Raw genomic sequence first — 18506 nt, forward strand, 5'->3', positions numbered from 1 at the left:
ACGTCAGTGCAGCCCGTGGGCCCCGCTCGGGTGGTGGGGCCTGCCTCGGGGGGTGAGGAGGGGGGCCGCCAAGGCCGTGCCGGCGGCCGTGAGGGCGCAGAGGGTGAAGGCGGTCGTGTAGCCCGTCGTGGAGGCGCCCAGGGCGAGGGTGGAGGCGAGGGCCACGCCGAGGGTGCCGCCCAGTTCGTGGAAGGTGTTGACGATGCCCGAGGCGAGGCCCGCCTCGTGGGCGGGGATGAGGCCGAGGGCCGTCGTGGTCGCCGTGACGAAGACCGCACCGAGGCCGAGGGCCGCCGTCGCCAGGGACGGCAGGAGGGTCGTCCAGGGGTCGGCGGTGGGCGTCAGGAGGGCGAGGGGCAGGCAGCCCGCGGCCGCGAGGGCCATGCCGCCGGCGGCGCAGGCGCGCGGGCCGGCGGTGGTGACCAGGCGGGAGCCGAGGTGGGCGCCGATCGCCGTGGTGAGCGCGACCGGGAGGAAGAGGAGCCCGGTGCGGAAGGCGTCCAGGCCGTCGACGCGCTGGAGCCGCAGCGAGCCCAGGAAGAAGAACGCGATCAGGAGAGCCGTCGCCACCAGCATGAGGAGGGAGCCGGCGACGACCGGGCGGCGGGTGAGCATCCTCAGGTCCATCAGGGGGGTGCGGGTCCGGCGTTCCGTCGCCGCGAACGTCCCGTACAGCGCGATCGCGGCGAGGAGGGACAGCAGGGTCACGGGTGAGGTCCAGCCGTCGTCGCCCGCGCGGACGAGGCCGTGGACGAGGGCGCCGGTGGCGGCGGTGACGAGGAGGGCGCCGGGGACGTCGAGGTGTCCGGTGCGGCCGGTGCGGGTGTCCACGGGGAGGAGCCTCGGGAGGATGGCGAGCAGCGCCAGGCCGGTCGGGACGTTCACGTGGAAGATCCAGGGCCAGCCCGGGCCGGCCGTGAGGGCGCCGCCGAGGAGGACGCCGACGGCGGAGCCGGTGCCGCCGATCGCGGCCCAGACGCCGAGGGCCCTGGCCCGTTCCGGGCCGTGGAACGTGGTCGTGACGAGGGCGAGGGCCGCCGGGGAGAGGAGGGCGGCGCCGATGCCCTGGGCCGCCCGGCCGGCGAGCAGGATCTCGGCGTTCGGCGCGAGGCCGCAGGCCAGGGACGCGGCGGTGAAGAGGGCGAGTCCGGTGAGGAGGGTCCGGCGGGCGCCGACGGCGTCGGCGAGGCGTCCGCCGAGGAGCATCAGGCCGCCGAAGCAGAGGGTGTACGCGGCGACGACCCAGGTCAGCGCGGTGCGTCCGAGGTCCAGGTCGGCGGCGACGGCGGGCAGGGCGACGTTCACGACGGTGACGTCGAGGATCAGCATGAACTGGGCCGCGCAGATCAGCGCGAGGGCCGTCCAGCGGCGTGGACGGAGGTCTGCGGGGGCGGTGTCGGCAGGCATAACTGAACTGTACGGCACAGTACAGTTGAACTCAACGGTACAGTTCCCTTGGTACGCTCCCGGCATGGACCCCAAGCCCGCCCCCACCGGCCCCCGCGCCGCCCGCAAGCGGCAGGCCGTCGTGCGGGCCGCCCGCGACCTCTTCCTCCGCGAGGGCTTCGGCGTCGGCATGGACGCCATCGCCGCCGAGGCGGGCGTCTCCAAGGTGACCGTCTACAACCACTTCGGCAGCAAGGAAGCCCTCTTCACCGCCGTCGTCGCCGGCGCCCTGGACGAACCGTTGCACGGGGACGCCGAAGGCCCCGACCTCTCCCGGCTCCCCGACGCCGAGGACCTGCGCGCCGCCCTCACCGAGGCCGGGCGCGCCTGGGCGCGGGCCGTGCGCGAGGACGAGGAGGGCCGCGCCCTGCGCACCCTCGTCGCCACCGAACTCCACCGCTTCCCCGAGCTCGGCCGCGCCTGGAGGGCGCACGGCCCGGCCGGACACCACCCCGCCGTCGCGGACGCCCTGCGCGCGCTCGCCGACCGGGGCCGGCTCGCGATCCCGGACCTGGAGGTCGCGGTCCTCCAGCTGTACGCGCTGCTCGTCTTCCCGCAGATGGTCTTCGAGCAGTACGGGACGGAGCTCACCGAGGAGCTGGGCGAGCGGCTCGTCGTCGACGGCGTGGAGATGTTCCTCCGCCGCTACACGCCCTGACAGGTGTCATCCTTGGTCTTCGACGGAACCCCGCGCCGGGGAGTAAATTACCCCCTGGGGTATCCATGGAGGAGTGGCAGTGGAACTCGATCTCGCGGGCGCCGAGCTCAAGTCGGTCCTGAACCGGCTGCGCCGGGCCCAGGGCCAGATCTCCGGCGTGATCCGGATGATCGAGGAGGGGCGTGACTGCGAGGAGGTCGTGACCCAGCTGGCCGCCGCGTCCCGCGCCCTCGACCGGGCCGGGTTCGCGATCATCGCGACCGGCCTCCAGCAGTGCCTGACCGACATCGAGGGCGGCCGGAAGAACGGCGAGGACCCCGAGAAGATGCGGGCCAGGCTGGAGAAGCTCTTCCTCTCGCTGGCGTAGCGGCGGCACGCCGCACAACGGGAAGCACCCCCGGGGCCGCCGCCCCGGGGGTGCTTCCCGTATCGCCGTCAGTCGTCCGCGAGGCCCTTCAGGCGCTTCGCGATGCGGGTCAGGCGCCGGCCCTGGTAGCGGGCGGCCTCCAGGACGTCCTCGCCGGGCGCGCCGTTCGCCCCCGGGTGGGCCGTGCCGTAGGGGTTGCCGCCGGCCGCGTAGACCGCCGGGTCGGTGAAGCCGGGCGAGACGATGACCGAGCCCCAGTGGTGGAAGGTGTTGTAGAGCGCGAGCAGCGTCGACTCGTTGCCGCCGTGGACGTTGTGCGCGCTGGTGAAGGCGGTCGCCGGCTTGTCCGCCATGACGCCGCGCTGCCAGAGCCCGCCCGTCGTGTCCACGTACTGCTTGAGCTGCGCGGCCACGTTGCCGAAGCGGGTCGGGGAGCCGAGCGCGTACGCGTCCGCCCACTCCAGGTCCTCCAGCGTGGCGACCTCCACGTCACCGGTGGCGTCCACGTGGGCGCGCCAGGCCGGGTTCGCGTCGATCGCGGCGTCCGGGGCGAGCTCGGGCACCCGGCGCACGCGGACCTCGGCGCCCGCCTTCTCCGCGCCCTCGGCGACGGCCTGGGCGAGCTGGTGGACGGACCCCGTGGCCGAGTAGTAGATGACGGCGACCTTGACGGACATGGTGGACTCTCCTCAGCCGGACTGGACGAGTGAAGCGGATCACTTTCCGCTTCCACACCCAGAGGTTAAGCGGATTGCTATCCGCTTTGCAAGGGGAACAGGTATGCTCGCATCAGAAAGCGACCGACGGGGGAACGGGGCTCAGCGAACAGGAGTCGACAGATGAGCACGGAGAACCCGCGGGCCGGAGACAGCGCGGCGGCGCAGGAACTCAGCCTGCTCCCCACCCTCGGCACCCCGGCCCCCGAGCGCGCCGACGCGGCGCGCAACCGGCGCAGGATCCTCGACGCCGCCGCCCGCATCGTCGCCGAACAGGGCCCCGACGCGGTCACCATGAACCAGGTCGCGCACGCCAGCGGCATAGGCGTCGGCACCGTCTACCGCCGCTTCGGCGACGTCTCCCAGCTCCTGTGGGCGCTCCTCGACGACCGCGAGCGCCGCTTCCAGGAGGCGTACATGAGCGGCCCTCCCCCGCTGGGCCCCGGCGCCCCGGCCGCCGAACGCCTCGACGCCTTCCTCGACGGGCTCGTCGACCGGGTCGCCGCGCAGCGCGCGCTGCTGCTCGCGGCGCACTCCGCCGCGCCGCGGGCCCGCTACCACAGCGGCGCCTACCGGGTCATGCACACGCACATGGCCCTGCTCATCGGGCAGCTCAAGCCGGGCAGCGACAGCACGCTCCTCGCGCACCTGGCGCTCGCGCCGTTCTCCCCGGACGTGATGCACCACCTGACGGTCGAGCAGGAACTGCCGGCGGACCGGCTCAAGGCCGGCATCCGGGCGCTGCTGACCCTGCGGGACTAGGCGGGACCCCGACGGGCCCCGGGGACCACGGTACGGATGGTGGTGGACCCGGGGCCTCCGGCGGCGCAGGATCTCGCCATGACCACGTATCTGATCCTGCACGGCTTCGAGAACCGCCGCCCGCCCGCCCACTGGCAGCACTGGCTCGCCGAGCGGCTGCGCGAGCGCGGCCACGAGGTCCGCTACCCCCAGCTGCCCGATCCGGACGCGCCCGTCCTCGACGCGTGGCTCGACGCCCTGGAGGAGCACGGGGAGCGCCCCGCCGAGGGCGAGTTCGTGGTCCTCGCGCACAGCCTGTCGGTGCTGCTGTGGCTGCGCGCCGGGCGGCGCCGGCCCGACGCCGACCGGGTCCTCCTGGTCGCGCCGCCCTCGCCCGGGGTCACCGCCTCGATCCCCGAGATCGCCGCCTTCGCCGAGGGCCTCGACCTCACGGAGTCCGGGCTCAAGGCGCGCCTCGTGTACGGGGAGGGGGACCCGTACTGCCCCGAGGGCGCCGACCTGCACTACGGCATCCCGCTCGGCCTCGACCTGGACCTCGTGCCGGACGGCGAGCACCTCAACCCCGACTCGGGGTACGGGGAGTGGCCCTCCGTCCTGGAGTGGTGCGAGGACCCGACCGTACGGGTGCGGGGAAACGGCGCGCAGCAGGACGGTCCCGGCCGGTAGCGTCGGCCGGATGCATCCCGTGACCGCACCGTACGACCAGGGCCTGCTCGACGTGGGCGACGGAAACCGTGTCCACTGGGAGGTCTCCGGGAACCCGGACGGCAAGCCCGCGCTCGTCGTGCACGGCGGGCCGGGCTCCGGGTCCTCGCCGCACGCCCGGCGCCGGTTCGACCCCGAGGCGTACCGGATCGTCCTCTTCGACCAGCGCGGCTGCGGGCGCTCCACCCCGCACGCGAGCGACCCGGCCGCCGACATGTCCGTGAACACCACCGCGCACCTGGTGGCCGACATGGAGCGGCTGCGCGAGCACCTGGGGATCGAGCAGTGGCTGCTGTACGGCGGCTCCTGGGGCTCGACCCTGATCCTGGCCTACGCCCAGGCGCACCCGGAACGCGTGTCGGAGATCGTGATCGCGGCCGTCACGACCACCCGCCGCTCCGAGACCGCCTGGCTGTACGAGGGCGTCGGCCGCTTCTTCCCCGAGGCCCACGAGCGCTTCCGGGCGGGCGCGGACCACGCGGAGGACCTGGTCGGCGCGTACGCGGCCCTCATGGACCATCCCGACCGGGCCGTACGGGAGAAGGCGGCGGCGGACTGGTGCGCCTGGGAGGACGCCGTGCTGTCCATGGAGGGCATGGGCACCCCGTACACCGACCGCGTCGACGACACCCGGCTCGGCTTCGTCCGGATCTGCTCGCACTACTTCGCGCACGGCGCCTTCCTGGAGGAGGGCGCCCTGATCCGCGACGCGCACCGGCTCGCCGGCATCCCCGGGGTCCTGATCCACGGCCGGCTCGACATGGGCGGGCCGCTGACCACCGCCTGGGAGCTGGCCCGCGCCTGGCCGGACGCCGAGCTGCACGTGGTGGAGCAGGCCGGACACCTCGGCGGCGGGGAGACCGGGGAACTGGTCCGGGCGGCCCTCGACCGCTTCGCGAAGGGGTGAACCCACCGGGCGGGCCGCACGCGCCCGCGTGATGCTGGTCCCATGAGTCCCGAGATCCATCTCGCCCAGCAGCCGGAGGCCGACGCGCTCCTCGGGCGGTCGCCGCTCGCCGCGCTCGTCGGGATGCTCCTCGACCAGCAGGTCCCGATGGAGTGGGCGTTCTCCGGCCCGTACACGATCGCGACCCGCATGGGCCACGACGACCTCGACGCGCGGGAGATCGCCGTCCGGGACCCCGAGGAGTTCGCCGCGCTGCTCTCCGAGAAGCCCGCCGTGCACCGCTACCCGGGCTCGATGGCGCACCGGATCCAGCAGCTGTGCCAGTTCCTCGTCGAGGAGTACGGGGGCGACGCCGAGGCCGTCTGGGCGGACGCGGCGACCGGGAAGGAGCTGCTCGCGCGGCTCCAGGCGCTGCCCGGCTTCGGGAAGCAGAAGGCGCAGATCTTCCTGGCCCTGCTCGGCAAGCAGTACGGGGTGCGGCCCACGGGCTGGCGGGAGGCGGCCGGGCTCTACGGCGAGGAGGACTGTCACCGCTCGGCGGCGGACATCACCGGGCCCGAGTCGCTCGCGAAGGTGCGCGCGCACAAGCAGGAGATGAAGGCGGCCGCCAAGGCGGCGAAGGCCGCGAAAGCACCGAAGGGCGGCCATTCGGACGGGAATTGAGAAGTCCGTATGTCATTCCTGTGCGACCTGACAGGAATTGCGTCGGATCTGTTCACAGAATGCCCCCAGATCGCTAGCTTCCCCTCAACCTCGTCCGTACCGGGAAGGACTTCTGTGAACGCATCCCAGCGCCGAGCCGCGGCCATCCTCGCCGCCGCCGCCCTCGCCACCCCGCTGGTCCTTGCCTCCCCCGCCACCGCGGGACAGGACCCGGGCGCCGCACCCGCCCGCGACGCCGCCAGGCTGGCGAAGAAGCTGGTCCGCGAAACCACCGCCCAGGACGCCTACAAGCACCTGCAGAAGTTCCAGGCGATAGCCGACTCGGCCGGCGGCAACCGGGCGGCCGGCACCCTCGGCCACGACGCCTCCGCCGCGTATGTGTACACGCAGCTGAAGAAGGCCGGATACGACGTCCGGTACCAGCAGTTCGACTTCATCTACACCCAGACGCTCGCCGAGAAGGCCTCCGTCGTCGCGCCCGCGCCCCGCGCGCTCGACATCAGGGCCATGACGTACACGAAGTCCACCCCGGTCGGCGGCGTCACCGCCGACCTCGCCGCCGTCCCGGTCGACGCCGACGGCTCCACCGGCTGCGAGCCGGGCGACTTCGCCACCGGCGCCTTCACCGGGAAGATCGCGCTGATCAAGCGCGGAGTCTGCTCCTTCGCCATCAAGCAGCAGAACGCCGCCGCGGCCGGCGCCGTCGGCGCCGTCGTCTACAACAACGTCGACGGCGTCCTCTCCGGCACCCTCGGCGACCCGGCCTCCGGGAAGATCCCCACCGGCGGGATCAGCCTCGCCGAGGGCACGCAGCTCGCCGCCGACCTCGCCAAGGGCCCGGTCTCGCTCTCCTTCGAGATCCGCCAGCTCCAGGAGAAGCGCGTCACCAACAACGTCATCGCGGAGACCCGCGGCGGCAACGCCGCCAACACCGTCATGCTCGGCTCCCACCTCGACTCCGTCACCGCGGGCCCCGGCATCAACGACAACGGCTCCGGCTCGGCCGGTCTCCTGCAGACCGCCCTCGAACTCGCCAAGTCGAAGGACAAGGTCCGCAACAAGGTCCGCTTCGCCTGGTGGTCGGCGGAGGAGGTCGGCCTGCTCGGCTCCGAGCACTACGTCGACACCCTGAGCGAGCTGGGCCGCAAGGAGATCAAGCTCTACCTGAACTTCGACATGATCGCCTCGCCGAACTACGGCCTGTTCGTGTACGACGGCGACAACTCGGACGGCGTCGGCTCGGGCGCAGGCCCCGAGGGCTCCGCCCAACTGGAGCGCGACATCACCGACTTCATGGACGGGCGCGGGGTCCCGCACGAGGGCACCGACTTCACCGGCCGCTCCGACTACGGCCCGTTCATCGCGGTCGGCATCCCCTCCGGCGGCACCTTCACCGGCGCCGAGGGCATCAAGACCGCCGCCCAGGCGGCCAAGTTCGGCGGCACGGCGGGCGTCGCGTACGACGTGAACTACCACGCCAAGGGCGACGACCTCGCGAACGTCGACATGAAGGCCTTCGACGTCAACATCGACGTCATCGCCAACGCCGTGGGCACCTACGCCCACGACATCTCCTCCCTGCGCAAGCCGGTCGTCTCCACACCGACCACCGGTGACGCGGGCAGCGGCGGCGGCCTGCACGGCGACCACGACGAGGTGACCGCCTAGTCAGCCGTGGCGTGGGCCGCCCGCCCGGTCAGCGTCTGCGGCGGGCCGTCCCGAACAGCGAGCGGCTGATCTCCCGGCCCAGCTGGGTGCCGACCGAGCGGGCCAGGGACGTGAAGATCCCGCTGCCCACCACCTGTTCGGCGAGCGAGGGCTCCTCCTTCCGACCCTTCGGAGCGGGAGCCCTCGCTGCTTCCTTCTCCTCCGCCGCCCGGAGCGCCGCCTCCTCCGCCGCCCGCTGTTCGGCGGTCAGCTTCTCGTACGCCGACTCCCGGTCCACCGCCTCCGCGTACCGCCCGTACAGCGGCGAGGCCTTCACCGCCGCCTCCAGGGCCGCCGCCCCGACCGGGCCCATCAGCGACTCCGGGGCCCGCAGTCGGGTCGCCGCCACCGGCGTCGGAGCCCCCTTCTCGCTCAGTACGGTGACCACGGCCTCGCCCGTACCGAGGCCCGTGAGCACCTCCTCCAGGTCGTACGGCGAGTTCGGGAAGGTCCGCACCGTCGCCTTCAGGGCCTTCGCGTCGTCGGGGGTGAAGGCGCGCAGCGCGTGCTGCACCCGGTTGCCGAGCTGCGCCAGCACGTCCGAGGGCACGTCCTTCGGGGTCTGCGTCACGAAGAAGACCCCGACGCCCTTCGAGCGGATCAGCCGCACCGTCTGGGTGATCGACTCCAGGAAGGCCTTCGAGGCCCCCTTGAAGAGCAGGTGCGCCTCGTCGAAGAAGAAGACCAGCTTCGGCTTCTCCAGGTCGCCGACCTCGGGCAGGTCGGCGAAGAGGTCCGCCAGCATCCACATCAGGAAGGTCGAGAACAGCTGCGGCTTGTCCTGCACGGCCGGCAGCTCCAGGACGGACACGACCCCGCGCCCGTCCTCCGCCGTCCGCAGGAACTCGCTCGTGTCGAACTCCGGCTCCCCGAAGAAGTCCCCCGCGCCCTGCTGCTCGAAGGCCGTGATCGCCCGCAGGATCACCCCGGCCGTCGCCGTCGAGAGCCCGCCGATCCCCTTCAGCTCGGCCTTCCCGGTGTCCGAGACCAGGAACGCGACCACCGCCCGCAGGTCCTTGAGGTCGAACAGCTCCAGGCCCTTGGCGTCGGCGTAGTGGAAGATCAGGCCGAGCGACTGCTCCTGCGTCTGGTTGAGCTGGAGCACCTTGGAGAGCAGCAGCGGACCGAAGCTCGTCACCGTCGCGCGGACCGGGATGCCGGGGCCGGTGCCGCCCAGCCCGTAGAAGGCGCAGGGGAATCCGCGCGCCTGCCACTCCTGGCCCACCTGCCCGGCGCGCTCCCGCACCTTCTCGCCGTCCGCGCCGGGCGCCGAGATCCCGGAGACGTCGCCCTTGATGTCGGCGAGGAAGACCGGGACCCCGTTCGCCGAGAGCTGCTCGGCGATCAGCTGGAGCGTCTTCGTCTTGCCGGTGCCGGTGGCTCCGGCGACCAGACCGTGGCGGTTGAGGACGGGCAGCGGGACGCGGATGCGCGCTTCCGGGTGACAGACGCCGTCCCAGAGCAGAGCCCCCAGTTCGAGTGCGGGTCCGTCGAAGGCGTACCCGGCGGCGATCTCGGCGGCGGGGGCCGCGAGGGAGGCGGGCGCCTGGGGGGCTGCGGGCGGCGTCAGGGGGGCCGCGGGCGACGCGGCAGGGGGCGCGGGCGGCCCCGTGGGAGAGGCGGGCGGCGGCTCGCTGACGCTCATGACGGGACCCCGATTCCGGTTTTGTCACGGTTTGGACCAGCATCCCACTGCCCTCGCGTGGCTGCGCCGGGAGCCGCTCGCCCGGTAGGCTTTCCGTGTGATCTTCAAGCGCATCGGAAACGGAAAGCCGTATCCCGACCACGGCCGGGAAAGCACCCGGCAGTGGGCGGACGTCGCGCCGCGCCCGGTCCGCCTCGACCAGCTGGTGACCACCAAGGGCCAGCTGGACCTGGAGACCCTGCTCGCCGAGGACTCCACCTTCTACGGCGACCTCTTCGCGCACGTCGTGAAGTGGCAGGGCGACCTCTACCTCGAGGACGGACTGCACCGCGCCGTCCGCGCGGCGCTCCAGCAGCGCCAGGTGCTGCACGCGCGCGTCCTGGAGCTCGACTGAGGCCTCCGGTCCCCTGACCGGCTGACCCTTTCGGGGTCAGTTCACGCCCATCCGGACGCGATCACATGATCATCAAGTAGGCATCGCCGACGGGCGGCATTACGCTGCGTTCATGAGCATGCTCACTCCCCCCGGCATGGGCGGAAAGTACCGCATCACGGGGGATGTCTACCCCCGCATGCGCCGCCCCCACCGCCGGCGCAGGATCGTCCTCGCGTCCGCCGCCGCCGTGGTCGTGCTCGGCGCGGCCGGCTGGGGGACGCTGCAGCTCGTCGACGTGTTCTCCGGCGACGGCACGAAGACGACGGCCGGGAAACAGGCCGACTGCAAGCCCGCGCCGAAGGCGACCACGGCACCCGCCGCCGCCCTTCCCAAGCCCGCGCAGATCACGGTCAACGTCTACAACGCGACCCCGCGCAGCGGGCTCGCCAAGACGACCGCCGACGAGCTCAGGAAACGCGGCTTCAAGATCGGCAAGGTGGGCAACGCGCCCGCCGCCTACGACAAGAAGGTCCCGGGCGCCGGTCTGCTCCTCGGCGCGCCCACGGCCACCAAGGGCGCCCTTCCGGTCCTCGGCACCCAGCTCGCGGGCGCCACGGCCAAGACGGACACCCGGGGCACGGCCGACGTCGACCTGATCATCGGGACCGCGTTCAAGACGCTCTCCCCGAAGGCGACGGCGGACGCGGCCCTGGTCACCCTGACCAAGCCCGCGCCCGCTCCCACCGGGAAGTGCTGAGCTCCTCCTCGGCGGAGCCGGCTGTTGCCTACTCGGCGGAGCCGTACATGCGGTCGCCCGCGTCGCCCAGGCCCGGGACGATGTAGCCGTTCTCGTTGAGACGCTCGTCGACCGAGGCCGTCACGACGGTCACCGGCGTGCCCGCGAGCTCGCGCTCCATGACCTCGACGCCCTCCGGGGCGGCGAGGAGCACGACCGCGGTCACGTCGTCGGCGCCGCGCTTGATCAGCTCCTGGATCGCCGCGACCAGCGTGCCGCCGGTCGCCAGCATCGGGTCCAGGACGTACACCTGGCGGCCCGAGAGGTCCTCCGGCATCCGCGTCGCGTAGGTCGACGCCTCCAGCGTCTCCTCGTTGCGGATCATGCCCAGGAAGCCGACCTCGGCCGTCGGGAGCAGCCGGACCATGCCGTCGAGCATGCCGAGCCCGGCGCGCAGGATCGGGACCACCAGCGGACGCGGGTACGACAGCTTCACGCCGGTCGTGGGCGTGACGGGGGTCTCGATGTCGACCTGCTCGGTCCGCACGTCCCGGGTGGCCTCGTAGGCGAGCAGGGTGACCAGCTCGTCGGCGAGACGGCGGAAGGTCGCGGAGTCCGTTCGCTTGTCGCGCAGGGTGGTGAGCTTGTGGGCGACCAGGGGGTGGTCGACGACGTGGAGACGCATGACTCAACAGTAGCCCGCCGAACACTGGCGTCGACCCACCGCGCTGGGGGAAGGTGGGGGCACAGGGACCCAGCGATGGGGTGGTGTGGCCCATGCCCGACCTGGAAGAACCGGCCGACGAAGCCGCCGAGGGGGCGGCACGGGCGCCGGCACCGGAGACCGACGCGGAGCGCCGCAGGCGCCGCGCCCAGTTCCTCCGCGAGCTGGGCGAGGCCAAGGCGCTGCGCGAGCGCGTCCAGCCGCGACGCGCCCGGGCGGCACGGATGCGCCAGGCGATGCGGATGAGGACCTTCCGGTGGTGAGGTCACGGCCGGGGGATCCGCTGTGCGCCCCCATCGTGCGCCGGGGTCGCGCGCCCGCCCGATCGCGGGGTCGTTCAGACTGATGCACGACGCAAGAGCCGAAGACCTCTCCTGATCGCGTCGTTTCTGTCACGATGCCGATTGGGCGGGGCATCAGGAGCGCGCCGCCGGAACGTCACACCTCTGATCAGTGGGAGAGAGTCAGGTGTACTTCGCCGCACTGCTCGCGCGCACCGAAGACGGGTGGGAAGCGAGCGACACGGAGCTCGACGACGTGGAGACCCTGTCGGATCTGGCCGAGCTGGCCCGTGAGGCCTCGGACGACGACACGGTGATCGTCTTCATCGAGCAGGAGGACGCGTGGTTCGGGATCGTCCGGATCGAGGGTGAGGAAGACCCTCGCATCTACGTCTCGGACGGAGCCGCCGCCGCCCGTTCCTCGTACGGGGAGATGCTCACCCGGGAGCTCCTCGGTGACGACCTGGACGACCTGGTCGACGACCTGGAGACGCTGGACCTCGACGGCACCGAGGACGGTGAGCCGCTCGACGGCGACGCGGACGAGGACGACGAGGCGGGCTCCGTCGCCGCCGAGGCCGTCCCGGCCGCTCCGGTGGGCGACCGGCTGATCCTGGCGGACCTCGGGATGTCGGCGGAGGACCTGCTGGCCCTCGACAGCGACGCGCTCACGGAGATCGCCGACGCGCTCGGCGCCGCCGAGGTCCTGGAGGCCGTCCGCTAGTGGCATCCGCGGTACCTGTTCCCGAGCCGGCGGACGCGCGCGTCGCGGACGCCGTGCCCGACCCCGTGCGGGACCCCTGGCGGGACGCCATGCGGCTCGCCCTCGCCGAGGCCGACGCGGCCGCGCCGGCCGGTGACGTACCGGTCGGCGCGGTCGTGCTCGGCCCGGACGGCGCGGTCCTCGCCCGCGCGCACAACGAGCGGGAGGCCACCGGCGACCCCACGGCGCACGCCGAGGTGCTCGCCCTGCGCCGGGCGGCCGCGGTGACCGGGGAGTGGCGGCTGACGGGGTGCACGCTGGTCGTGACCCTGGAGCCGTGCGTGATGTGCGCGGGCGCGCTCGTCCAGTCGCGCGTCGAGCGGGTGGTGTTCGGGGCGCTCGACGAGAAGGCGGGCGCGACCGGTTCGCTCTGGGACCTCGTCCGGGACCGGCGGCTCAACCACCGGCCCGAGGTGATCCAGGGCGTTCTCGGCGAGGAGTGCGCCGCCCAGTTGACGGCCTTCTTCCGCGCCCGCTGACCTGCGGCGGGATACGGATTTCATCGCAGCGGGACTTTGGGCTAAGCTCTCTCTCGGTAGCGTGTCCGAGCGGCCGAAGGAGCTCGCCTCGAAAGCGAGTGTGGGGAAACTCACCGAGGGTTCAAATCCCTCCGCTACCGCTTCGATCGAAGGGCCCGACGCATCAGCGTCGGGCCCTTCGGCGTATCTCCCGCGCGCACGGAGAAGGCGCGCGGACGGAGGAAGAGGCCCACGGACGAGGAAGGCCCCGGTCCGCGCGCACGGCGCGGACCGGGGCCTTCTCACGGAGGACGGGGGGAACGGCATCGGGGGGACAAGCCGCTCCCCCCGATGAGAACCGGACCTGCCGGTCCTGCGCCGCGTTCAGGGGGAAGCTCGCGGCGCGGACCCCGCAGTGCGGGCCGGTTCCTTCGAGCCCCGCCGATTCCTGCCAGATCCGCCGGGCTCGACATCCATACTGCGCGCCCGTCACCCTTCCGGGGGGCGGCGAAAGGCCTCGATCGCAGGGCCCTTGGTCCATAAGGGCTCGGTTAGAGTGGCGCGGTTCGTACGGCGGGGGAACAGGGGAGGGCTGGGCAGATGGCGCAGGCGAAGAAGATCGCGCTGTACGCGGTCGTGGTCTTTGTGCTGTACACGATCGTCACCTCCCCGGCCCGGGCCGCCGATCTGGTGCAGGTAGGGTTCGAGGGCATTTCCAGCGCCGCCCAGGGAGTCGGCCAGTTCATGACCGAACTCGTCAACTAGGAGCTCTCCGTGATCCGCCATCTGGTCCTCTTCAAGCTCAACGACGGCGTCTCGCGCGACGAGCCGCGCGTGGTCGCCGGCGTCGAGGCGTTCCGCGCGCTCGGCGACCAGATCCCGGAGCTGCGCTTCTGGGAGTGCGACTGGAACATCACGGACCGCCCGATCGCGTACGACTTCGCCATCAACTCGGCCGTCGAGGACACGGACGCGCTCCAGCGCTACCTGGACCACCCGGCGCACCAGGCGGGCGTCGCGCAGTGGCGCGAGTTCGCGACCTGGGTGATCGCGGACTACGCCTTCTAGGGCTTCGTTTCACTCCGAGGCCCCCTGCCGTCGCGGCGGGGGGCCTTTTCCGTGCGTGACCTCCCCTTTTTCCGCCACCATGCCCTCAACACGGTGCTATGCGGTGCTTGCACACAGTGGACATGTCTTGTGATGCTATGACCGCTTTTGACGGATGAGTTGACCGTAGTTGACCCAGTCGACCAGCAACACCAGCCAAAGGGGTGGCGTGAACGTGCCGGCCAGTACAGCACCTCAGGTCCCTCCCCAGCACGAGGCGGGCGGCGGCCAGGAGGCCCCCCGCGCGCGCCCCCAGAGCACCCGCGGCGCCGACACCCGCGCCCTCACCCAGGTGCTCTTCGGGCAGCTCAAGAACCTGGAACCGGGCAGCGCGGAGCACCACCGGGTGCGCGGGGCCCTCATCGAGGCCAACCTGCCGCTCGTGCGGTACGCGGCGGCCCGCTTCCGCTCCCGGAACGAGCCGATGGAGGACGTCGTCCAGGTCGGCACCATCGGCCTGATCAACGCCATCGACCGCTTCGACCCCGACCGGGGCGTGCAGTTCCCCACCTTCGCCATGCCGACCGTCGTCGGCGAGATCAAGCGGTACTTCCGCGACAACGTCCGGACCGTGCACGTGCCCCGCCGGCTGCACGAGCTCTGGGTCCAGGTGAACGGCGCCACCGAGGACCTGACGACCGCTCACGGCCGCTCCCCCACGACCGCCGAGATCGCCGAACGGCTGCGCATCGGCGAGGACGAGGTGCTCGCCTGCATCGAGGCGGGCCGCTCGTACCACGCGACCTCCCTGGAGGCCGCGCAGGAGGGCGACGGGCTCCCCGGACTGCTCGACCGGCTCGGCTACGAGGACCCGGCCCTGGCCGGTGTCGAGCACCGCGACCTGGTGCGCCATCTGCTCGTCCAGCTGCCCGAGCGGGAGCAGCGGATCCTGATGCTGCGCTACTACAGCAACTTGACCCAGTCTCAGATCAGTCAGGAGCTGGGCGTCTCGCAGATGCACGTGTCAAGGCTCCTCGCCCGCAGCTTCGCCCGCTTGAGATCCGCAAACAGGATCGAAGCGTAACCAGAACGGGTAGACCGGTTCGGAGCAGTTATCCGGCGCCCCAAATGCCGTACACCCCTTGTTTCCTGCGGAAATGACCCCTCGCAGTGTCGACAAGTCACTACAGCGTGTTGCCGACATGTGACATTCTGCTGGAACCGAGTTTGCCGCAGCCCCGCCGCCGGTATTCAGGTGGAGGCTGCGTTCCTCAGATGGTCGCGGCCACCGCGACCGTCCGCGACCTCAAGGGGGTGGCATGTCCACAGAACTGGGCAGCTCGAAGGTGCTCACGCTCACGCCCGTTCCCGTGCCCACGCAGACGACGGCGCCGACGGCGACCGACAGCGCGGAGACGACGCCGCCGCCGATCACGGTCACGCCGGGAGCCCTCGACACCCGCACCCTCTCCCGCTCCCTGTTCCTGCGGCTGCGCGCCCTCGACACCGAGGGCGCCGCGGCCGACAGCCCGGAGCGGACCTACGTCCGCGACACGCTCATCGAGCTCAACCTCCCGCTCGTGCGGTACGCGGCGGCCCGCTTCCGCTCCCGGAACGAGCCGATGGAGGACATCGTCCAGGTCGGCACCATCGGCCTGATCAAGGCGATCGACCGCTTCGACTGCGAACGGGGCGTGGAGTTCCCGACGTTCGCGATGCCGACCGTCGTCGGCGAGATCAAGCGCTTCTTCCGCGACACCTCGTGGTCGGTGCGCGTCCCGCGCCGGCTCCAGGAGCTGCGGCTCGCCCTCACCAAGGCCAGCGACGAGCTCGCCCAGAAGCTCGACCGCTCCCCCACCGTGCCCGAACTGGCCGCCGTGCTCGGGGTGTCGGAGGAGGACGTGGTCGACGGCCTCGCCGTCGGCAACGCGTACACGGCCTCCTCGCTGGACTCCCCGTCGCCCGAGGACGACGGCGGCGAGGGCTCCCTCGCGGACCGCCTGGGCTACGAGGACACGGCCCTCGAAGGCGTCGAGTACCGCGAGTCTCTCAAGCCGCTCCTCGCCAAACTCCCGCCCCGCGAGCGGCAGATCATCATGCTCCGCTTCTTCGCGAACATGACCCAGTCGCAGATCGGCGAGGAGGTCGGCATCTCCCAGATGCACGTCTCGCGGCTGCTCACCCGCACCCTCGCCCAGCTGCGCGAGGGTCTCATCTCCGACTGACTTCCCCGGAAACGCCGCCTTGTTGACGCTCCGTCAGCCACACTGGGGCGCATGAGGCGAAGGAAGCCGGTACTCGCGGCGGTGGCGCTCTGCCTCGGCGGAGCGCTGACCGCGTGCGGCGGCGGTGACGGCGAGGGGTACGCGGCGGTCGGCGCCGGCCCCTCCCCCAAGGGCGCGGTCGCCCCTTCGGGCGTGGTCACCCTGGTCCCCCTGGAGCCCTCGGAGAGCGGGACGACGTCCAGCACGTCGTCTCCTTCGCCCGCGGCCCCCGGGACGCCCGGCACGGCCGGGAGCGAGCCCTCTCCTGGCCCCTCCGGAGCCGCCGGGACCCCTGGCGCCTCCGGAACCTCCGGCCCGTCCCGTACGGGCACGGGCACGGGTACGGCCCCGGGTACGGGATCGGGCTCCGGCGCGGACTCCGGTTCCGACTCGGGCTCCGGCTCCGGTACGCCTCCGACGACCCCGCCCGGCCACGGCGGCACCGGCACCCCGCCCCGTACCCCGTCCGCGACGCCCGGCACCGGGGCGCCGCCGTCCTCCCCCGCGCCGACCACCCCTCCGGGGCCCGCCGTGCTCAGCGTCTCCGCGCCCGTCCTCGCGGCCGGCGACCAGCGCTGGTGCCAGCGCGTGACCGTCACCTTCCGCAACACCGGCGGGACCGCCGCCACTTCGGGCACGGTCCGCTTCGCGACGCACGTCATCGGGCTGCTCGGCACCGACTGGGCGACGGTCGAATCCCGTCAGCCGCTGCCCGCGCCGATCGCCGCCGGGACGGCCAGGACCCGGACGTACACGGTGTGCGTGGACTCCTGGCGGGTGCCGCTCGGCATGCGGGTCGACACCCGCGAGGTCACCGTCGAAGGGCGCTGACCAGCACCTCCGCGAACTCCTCCGGGTGCTCCACACAGCCCACGTGACCACCGGGGAACGCGAGGGTCTCCGCCCCGGTCAGCTCGGCGATCCGCCGGGAAGGACCGGTGAGCGCCTCCTGGTCCGCCGTCTCCCGTCCGACACCGAGCACCAGCTTCCCCGCGGCCGCCCGCAGCCCCTCCAGGTCCGGGGCGGAAGAGGAGAACGGGCACAGGACGTGCTCCAGGAAGACCGGCATGTTGGCCGCCATGCGGGAGGCCATCGCCCTGAGGGAGGCCGGCAGTTCGGTGTGCTCCCGCTCCGGCTTCCGGCCGTCCGGCGTCTCGGAGAACCGGGCCATGGCGGGTCCGAGCCCCCGCGTGCGGTGCAGCGCGCGCACCTCGGCGAAGTGGTCGCGGTACGGGACGGGGTCGTCGAGCAGCTCCACCAGGGGCGGCTCGTGGGCGACGAGCCGGCGCACCCGGTCCGGGCGGGCGGCGAGCAGGTCCAGCGCGACGATGCCGCCGGAGCTGCCGCCGAAGACGTACGCGGGCTCGTCCGGCGAGACCGCGTCCAGGACGGCGAGGGCGTCCGCGCGCCACTCGGCCACCCGCTGGTCGCCGAGGGGCTCGTCGAGCGGGCTGCGCGAGAGTCCGCGCTGGTCGTACGAGACCACCGTGTGCCCGGCGTCGGCGAGCGGGCCGGCCATCCCCTCGAACATCCCGGCGTCGCCCGCACCGCCCGGGATCAGCAGCAGGACGGGCCCGTCGCCGCGGGTCTCGTACCGCAGACGGGCACCCGGAACCTCCAGCACGTCGACGTTCATGAGCTGTTCCCCCAGTTCTCCAGGATGTGGTGGAGCGCGTCGAGCGAGCGCGCCCAGGACTCGGCGACGGGGCGGGAGTGCGCGAAGCCGCCGCTCAGTTCGAGGTGGACGTAGCCGTGGAAGGTGCTGCGGAGCAGACGGCCCGCGTCGGTGAGGTCGGGCTCCCCGAGGCCGTAGCCGTGGAGCATGCCGTACGTGAGCTCGACGGCCCGCCGGAAGACGGCGGTGTCGGCGACCTCGTCGAGTTCGATGCGCTGCTGCGTGGCCGCGTAGCGCCCGGGGTGCGCGAGGGCGTAGTCGCGGTAGGCGCCGGCGAACGCGACGAGCGCCTCCTTGCCGGAGCGGCCGGCGACGGCGGCACCGATGGCGTCGTTCATCTCGGCCGAGGCGAGGAGCGCGAGCCGCACCCGCAGGTCCCGCAGGTTCCTGATGTGCGAGTAGAGGCTCGCGTCCTTGACGCCGAAGCGGCGTGCCAGCGCCGAGACGGTGACCTCGTCGAGGCCGTCGGCGTCCGCCAGCTCGGCGGCGGCCCGGACGAGCCCGTCGACGGTGATTCCCGCGCGCACCACGGGCAGCTCCCTTCCCAGGATTCCCAGGAGTCCCCGAGTTCCTAGGACCCCTAGGAAGAAAGCTAGCACTCCTAGG

Annotated in this window: 23 protein-coding genes and 1 tRNA gene; 18 read left to right on the top strand and 6 right to left on the bottom strand. The window is 72.5% G+C overall.

What is annotated here, in order from left to right:
* Window positions 1-3 precede the first annotated feature (3 nt).
* Window positions 4-1407 carry an MFS transporter gene (locus tag ABTY59_RS07585; protein ID WP_352017979.1) on the bottom strand — a complete coding sequence of 468 codons (1404 nt, stop codon included), beginning with the start codon at window positions 1405-1407 and terminating at the stop codon, window positions 4-6.
* Window positions 1408-1471: 64 nt separating this feature from the next.
* Between ABTY59_RS07585 and ABTY59_RS07590 the strand changes: the two genes are divergently transcribed.
* Both ABTY59_RS07590 and ABTY59_RS07595 read left to right on the top strand, forming a co-directional pair.
* A complete protein-coding gene (locus ABTY59_RS07590; RefSeq protein WP_352017980.1) occupies window positions 1472-2104 on the top strand; it encodes a TetR/AcrR family transcriptional regulator in 633 nt (210 codons plus the stop codon).
* A 79-nt stretch (window positions 2105-2183) separates the two neighbouring features.
* Window positions 2184-2471 carry a metal-sensitive transcriptional regulator gene (locus ABTY59_RS07595; RefSeq protein WP_352017981.1) on the top strand — a complete coding sequence of 96 codons (288 nt, stop codon included), beginning with the start codon at window positions 2184-2186 and terminating at the stop codon, window positions 2469-2471.
* A gap of 68 nt (window positions 2472-2539) precedes the next feature.
* Here ABTY59_RS07595 and wrbA read toward each other — a convergent pair whose 3' ends face one another.
* Entirely contained in the window at window positions 2540-3148 is a 609-nt protein-coding gene (wrbA, locus tag ABTY59_RS07600) for an NAD(P)H:quinone oxidoreductase (protein WP_352017982.1), read from the bottom strand.
* A gap of 162 nt (window positions 3149-3310) precedes the next feature.
* Between wrbA and ABTY59_RS07605 the strand changes: the two genes are divergently transcribed.
* The 5 genes from ABTY59_RS07605 to ABTY59_RS07625 all read left to right on the top strand — a co-directional run bounded on the left by ABTY59_RS07605 (window position 3311) and on the right by ABTY59_RS07625 (window position 7892).
* Window positions 3311-3949, top strand: coding sequence for a TetR/AcrR family transcriptional regulator (locus ABTY59_RS07605; protein ID WP_352017983.1), 639 nt, complete (start codon window positions 3311-3313; stop codon window positions 3947-3949).
* A gap of 78 nt (window positions 3950-4027) precedes the next feature.
* Window positions 4028-4615: an RBBP9/YdeN family alpha/beta hydrolase gene (locus ABTY59_RS07610; RefSeq protein ID WP_352017984.1), complete on the top strand. Its 588-nt coding sequence runs from the start codon at window positions 4028-4030 to the stop codon at window positions 4613-4615.
* 10 nt (window positions 4616-4625) lie between these two features.
* A complete protein-coding gene (gene pip / locus ABTY59_RS07615) occupies window positions 4626-5561 on the top strand; it encodes a prolyl aminopeptidase (protein ID WP_352017985.1) in 936 nt (311 codons plus the stop codon).
* 42 nt (window positions 5562-5603) lie between these two features.
* Entirely contained in the window at window positions 5604-6224 is a 621-nt protein-coding gene (locus tag ABTY59_RS07620; protein ID WP_352017986.1) for an HhH-GPD-type base excision DNA repair protein, read from the top strand.
* Between the two features lie 114 nt (window positions 6225-6338).
* Window positions 6339-7892, top strand: a complete 1554-nt coding sequence (locus tag ABTY59_RS07625; RefSeq protein WP_352017987.1) for a M28 family metallopeptidase — start codon at window positions 6339-6341, stop codon at window positions 7890-7892.
* A 28-nt stretch (window positions 7893-7920) separates the two neighbouring features.
* On the opposite strand, the gene ABTY59_RS07630 is transcribed toward ABTY59_RS07625, so the two are convergent.
* On the bottom strand, window positions 7921-9576 hold the full coding sequence (locus ABTY59_RS07630) for a helicase HerA-like domain-containing protein (RefSeq protein WP_352017988.1): 1656 nt from the start codon (window positions 9574-9576) through the stop codon (window positions 7921-7923).
* A 97-nt stretch (window positions 9577-9673) separates the two neighbouring features.
* Between ABTY59_RS07630 and ABTY59_RS07635 the strand changes: the two genes are divergently transcribed.
* Complete coding sequence (locus ABTY59_RS07635) at window positions 9674-9970, top strand: type II toxin-antitoxin system VapB family antitoxin (RefSeq protein WP_030209440.1); 297 nt, start codon at window positions 9674-9676, stop codon at window positions 9968-9970.
* Window positions 9971-10082: 112 nt separating this feature from the next.
* Window positions 10083-10709 (top strand): LytR C-terminal domain-containing protein, encoded by a 627-nt coding sequence (locus ABTY59_RS07640; protein ID WP_352017989.1) that lies wholly within the window; start codon window positions 10083-10085, stop codon window positions 10707-10709.
* A gap of 28 nt (window positions 10710-10737) precedes the next feature.
* Here ABTY59_RS07640 and upp read toward each other — a convergent pair whose 3' ends face one another.
* Window positions 10738-11373, bottom strand: coding sequence for a uracil phosphoribosyltransferase (upp, locus tag ABTY59_RS07645; protein WP_015034991.1), 636 nt, complete (start codon window positions 11371-11373; stop codon window positions 10738-10740).
* Window positions 11374-11465: 92 nt separating this feature from the next.
* Between upp and ABTY59_RS07650 the strand changes: the two genes are divergently transcribed.
* The 9 genes from ABTY59_RS07650 to ABTY59_RS07690 all read left to right on the top strand — a co-directional run bounded on the left by ABTY59_RS07650 (window position 11466) and on the right by ABTY59_RS07690 (window position 17056).
* Window positions 11466-11675 carry a hypothetical protein gene (locus ABTY59_RS07650; RefSeq protein ID WP_352017990.1) on the top strand — a complete coding sequence of 70 codons (210 nt, stop codon included), beginning with the start codon at window positions 11466-11468 and terminating at the stop codon, window positions 11673-11675.
* Between the two features lie 205 nt (window positions 11676-11880).
* Window positions 11881-12417 carry a tRNA adenosine deaminase-associated protein gene (locus tag ABTY59_RS07655; RefSeq protein WP_352018489.1) on the top strand — a complete coding sequence of 179 codons (537 nt, stop codon included), beginning with the start codon at window positions 11881-11883 and terminating at the stop codon, window positions 12415-12417.
* Window positions 12418-12506: 89 nt separating this feature from the next.
* Complete coding sequence (gene tadA / locus ABTY59_RS07660; protein ID WP_352018490.1) at window positions 12507-12935, top strand: tRNA adenosine(34) deaminase TadA; 429 nt, start codon at window positions 12507-12509, stop codon at window positions 12933-12935.
* A 55-nt stretch (window positions 12936-12990) separates the two neighbouring features.
* Window positions 12991-13075, top strand: a tRNA-Ser gene (locus tag ABTY59_RS07665).
* A 439-nt stretch (window positions 13076-13514) separates the two neighbouring features.
* Window positions 13515-13679 (top strand): hypothetical protein, encoded by a 165-nt coding sequence (locus ABTY59_RS07670; RefSeq protein ID WP_352017991.1) that lies wholly within the window; start codon window positions 13515-13517, stop codon window positions 13677-13679.
* Window positions 13680-13688: 9 nt separating this feature from the next.
* Complete coding sequence (locus tag ABTY59_RS07675; RefSeq protein ID WP_352017992.1) at window positions 13689-13982, top strand: Dabb family protein; 294 nt, start codon at window positions 13689-13691, stop codon at window positions 13980-13982.
* Window positions 13983-14196: 214 nt separating this feature from the next.
* Entirely contained in the window at window positions 14197-15045 is an 849-nt protein-coding gene (locus tag ABTY59_RS07680; protein ID WP_352017993.1) for an RNA polymerase sigma factor SigF, read from the top strand.
* Window positions 15046-15280: 235 nt separating this feature from the next.
* The gene (locus ABTY59_RS07685) at window positions 15281-16186 is read left to right on the top strand and encodes an RNA polymerase sigma factor SigF (protein WP_352017994.1); all 906 of its coding nucleotides are present in this window, start codon (window positions 15281-15283) and stop codon (window positions 16184-16186) included.
* Between the two features lie 51 nt (window positions 16187-16237).
* Complete coding sequence (locus ABTY59_RS07690; RefSeq protein WP_352017995.1) at window positions 16238-17056, top strand: hypothetical protein; 819 nt, start codon at window positions 16238-16240, stop codon at window positions 17054-17056.
* On the opposite strand, the gene ABTY59_RS07695 is transcribed toward ABTY59_RS07690, so the two are convergent.
* A complete protein-coding gene (locus ABTY59_RS07695) occupies window positions 17037-17861 on the bottom strand; it encodes an alpha/beta fold hydrolase (RefSeq protein ID WP_352017996.1) in 825 nt (274 codons plus the stop codon). The two genes, ABTY59_RS07690 and ABTY59_RS07695, sit on opposite strands and share 20 nt — an antisense overlap.
* Window positions 17858-18430, bottom strand: a complete 573-nt coding sequence (locus ABTY59_RS07700; protein ID WP_352017997.1) for a TetR/AcrR family transcriptional regulator — start codon at window positions 18428-18430, stop codon at window positions 17858-17860. Before ABTY59_RS07700 ends, ABTY59_RS07695 begins: the two co-directional genes overlap by 4 nt.
* Window positions 18431-18506: the final 76 nt, after the last annotated feature.

The organism is Streptomyces sp. NPDC096079 (assembly GCF_040303145.1).
Lineage (GTDB): Bacteria > Actinomycetota > Actinomycetes > Streptomycetales > Streptomycetaceae > Streptomyces.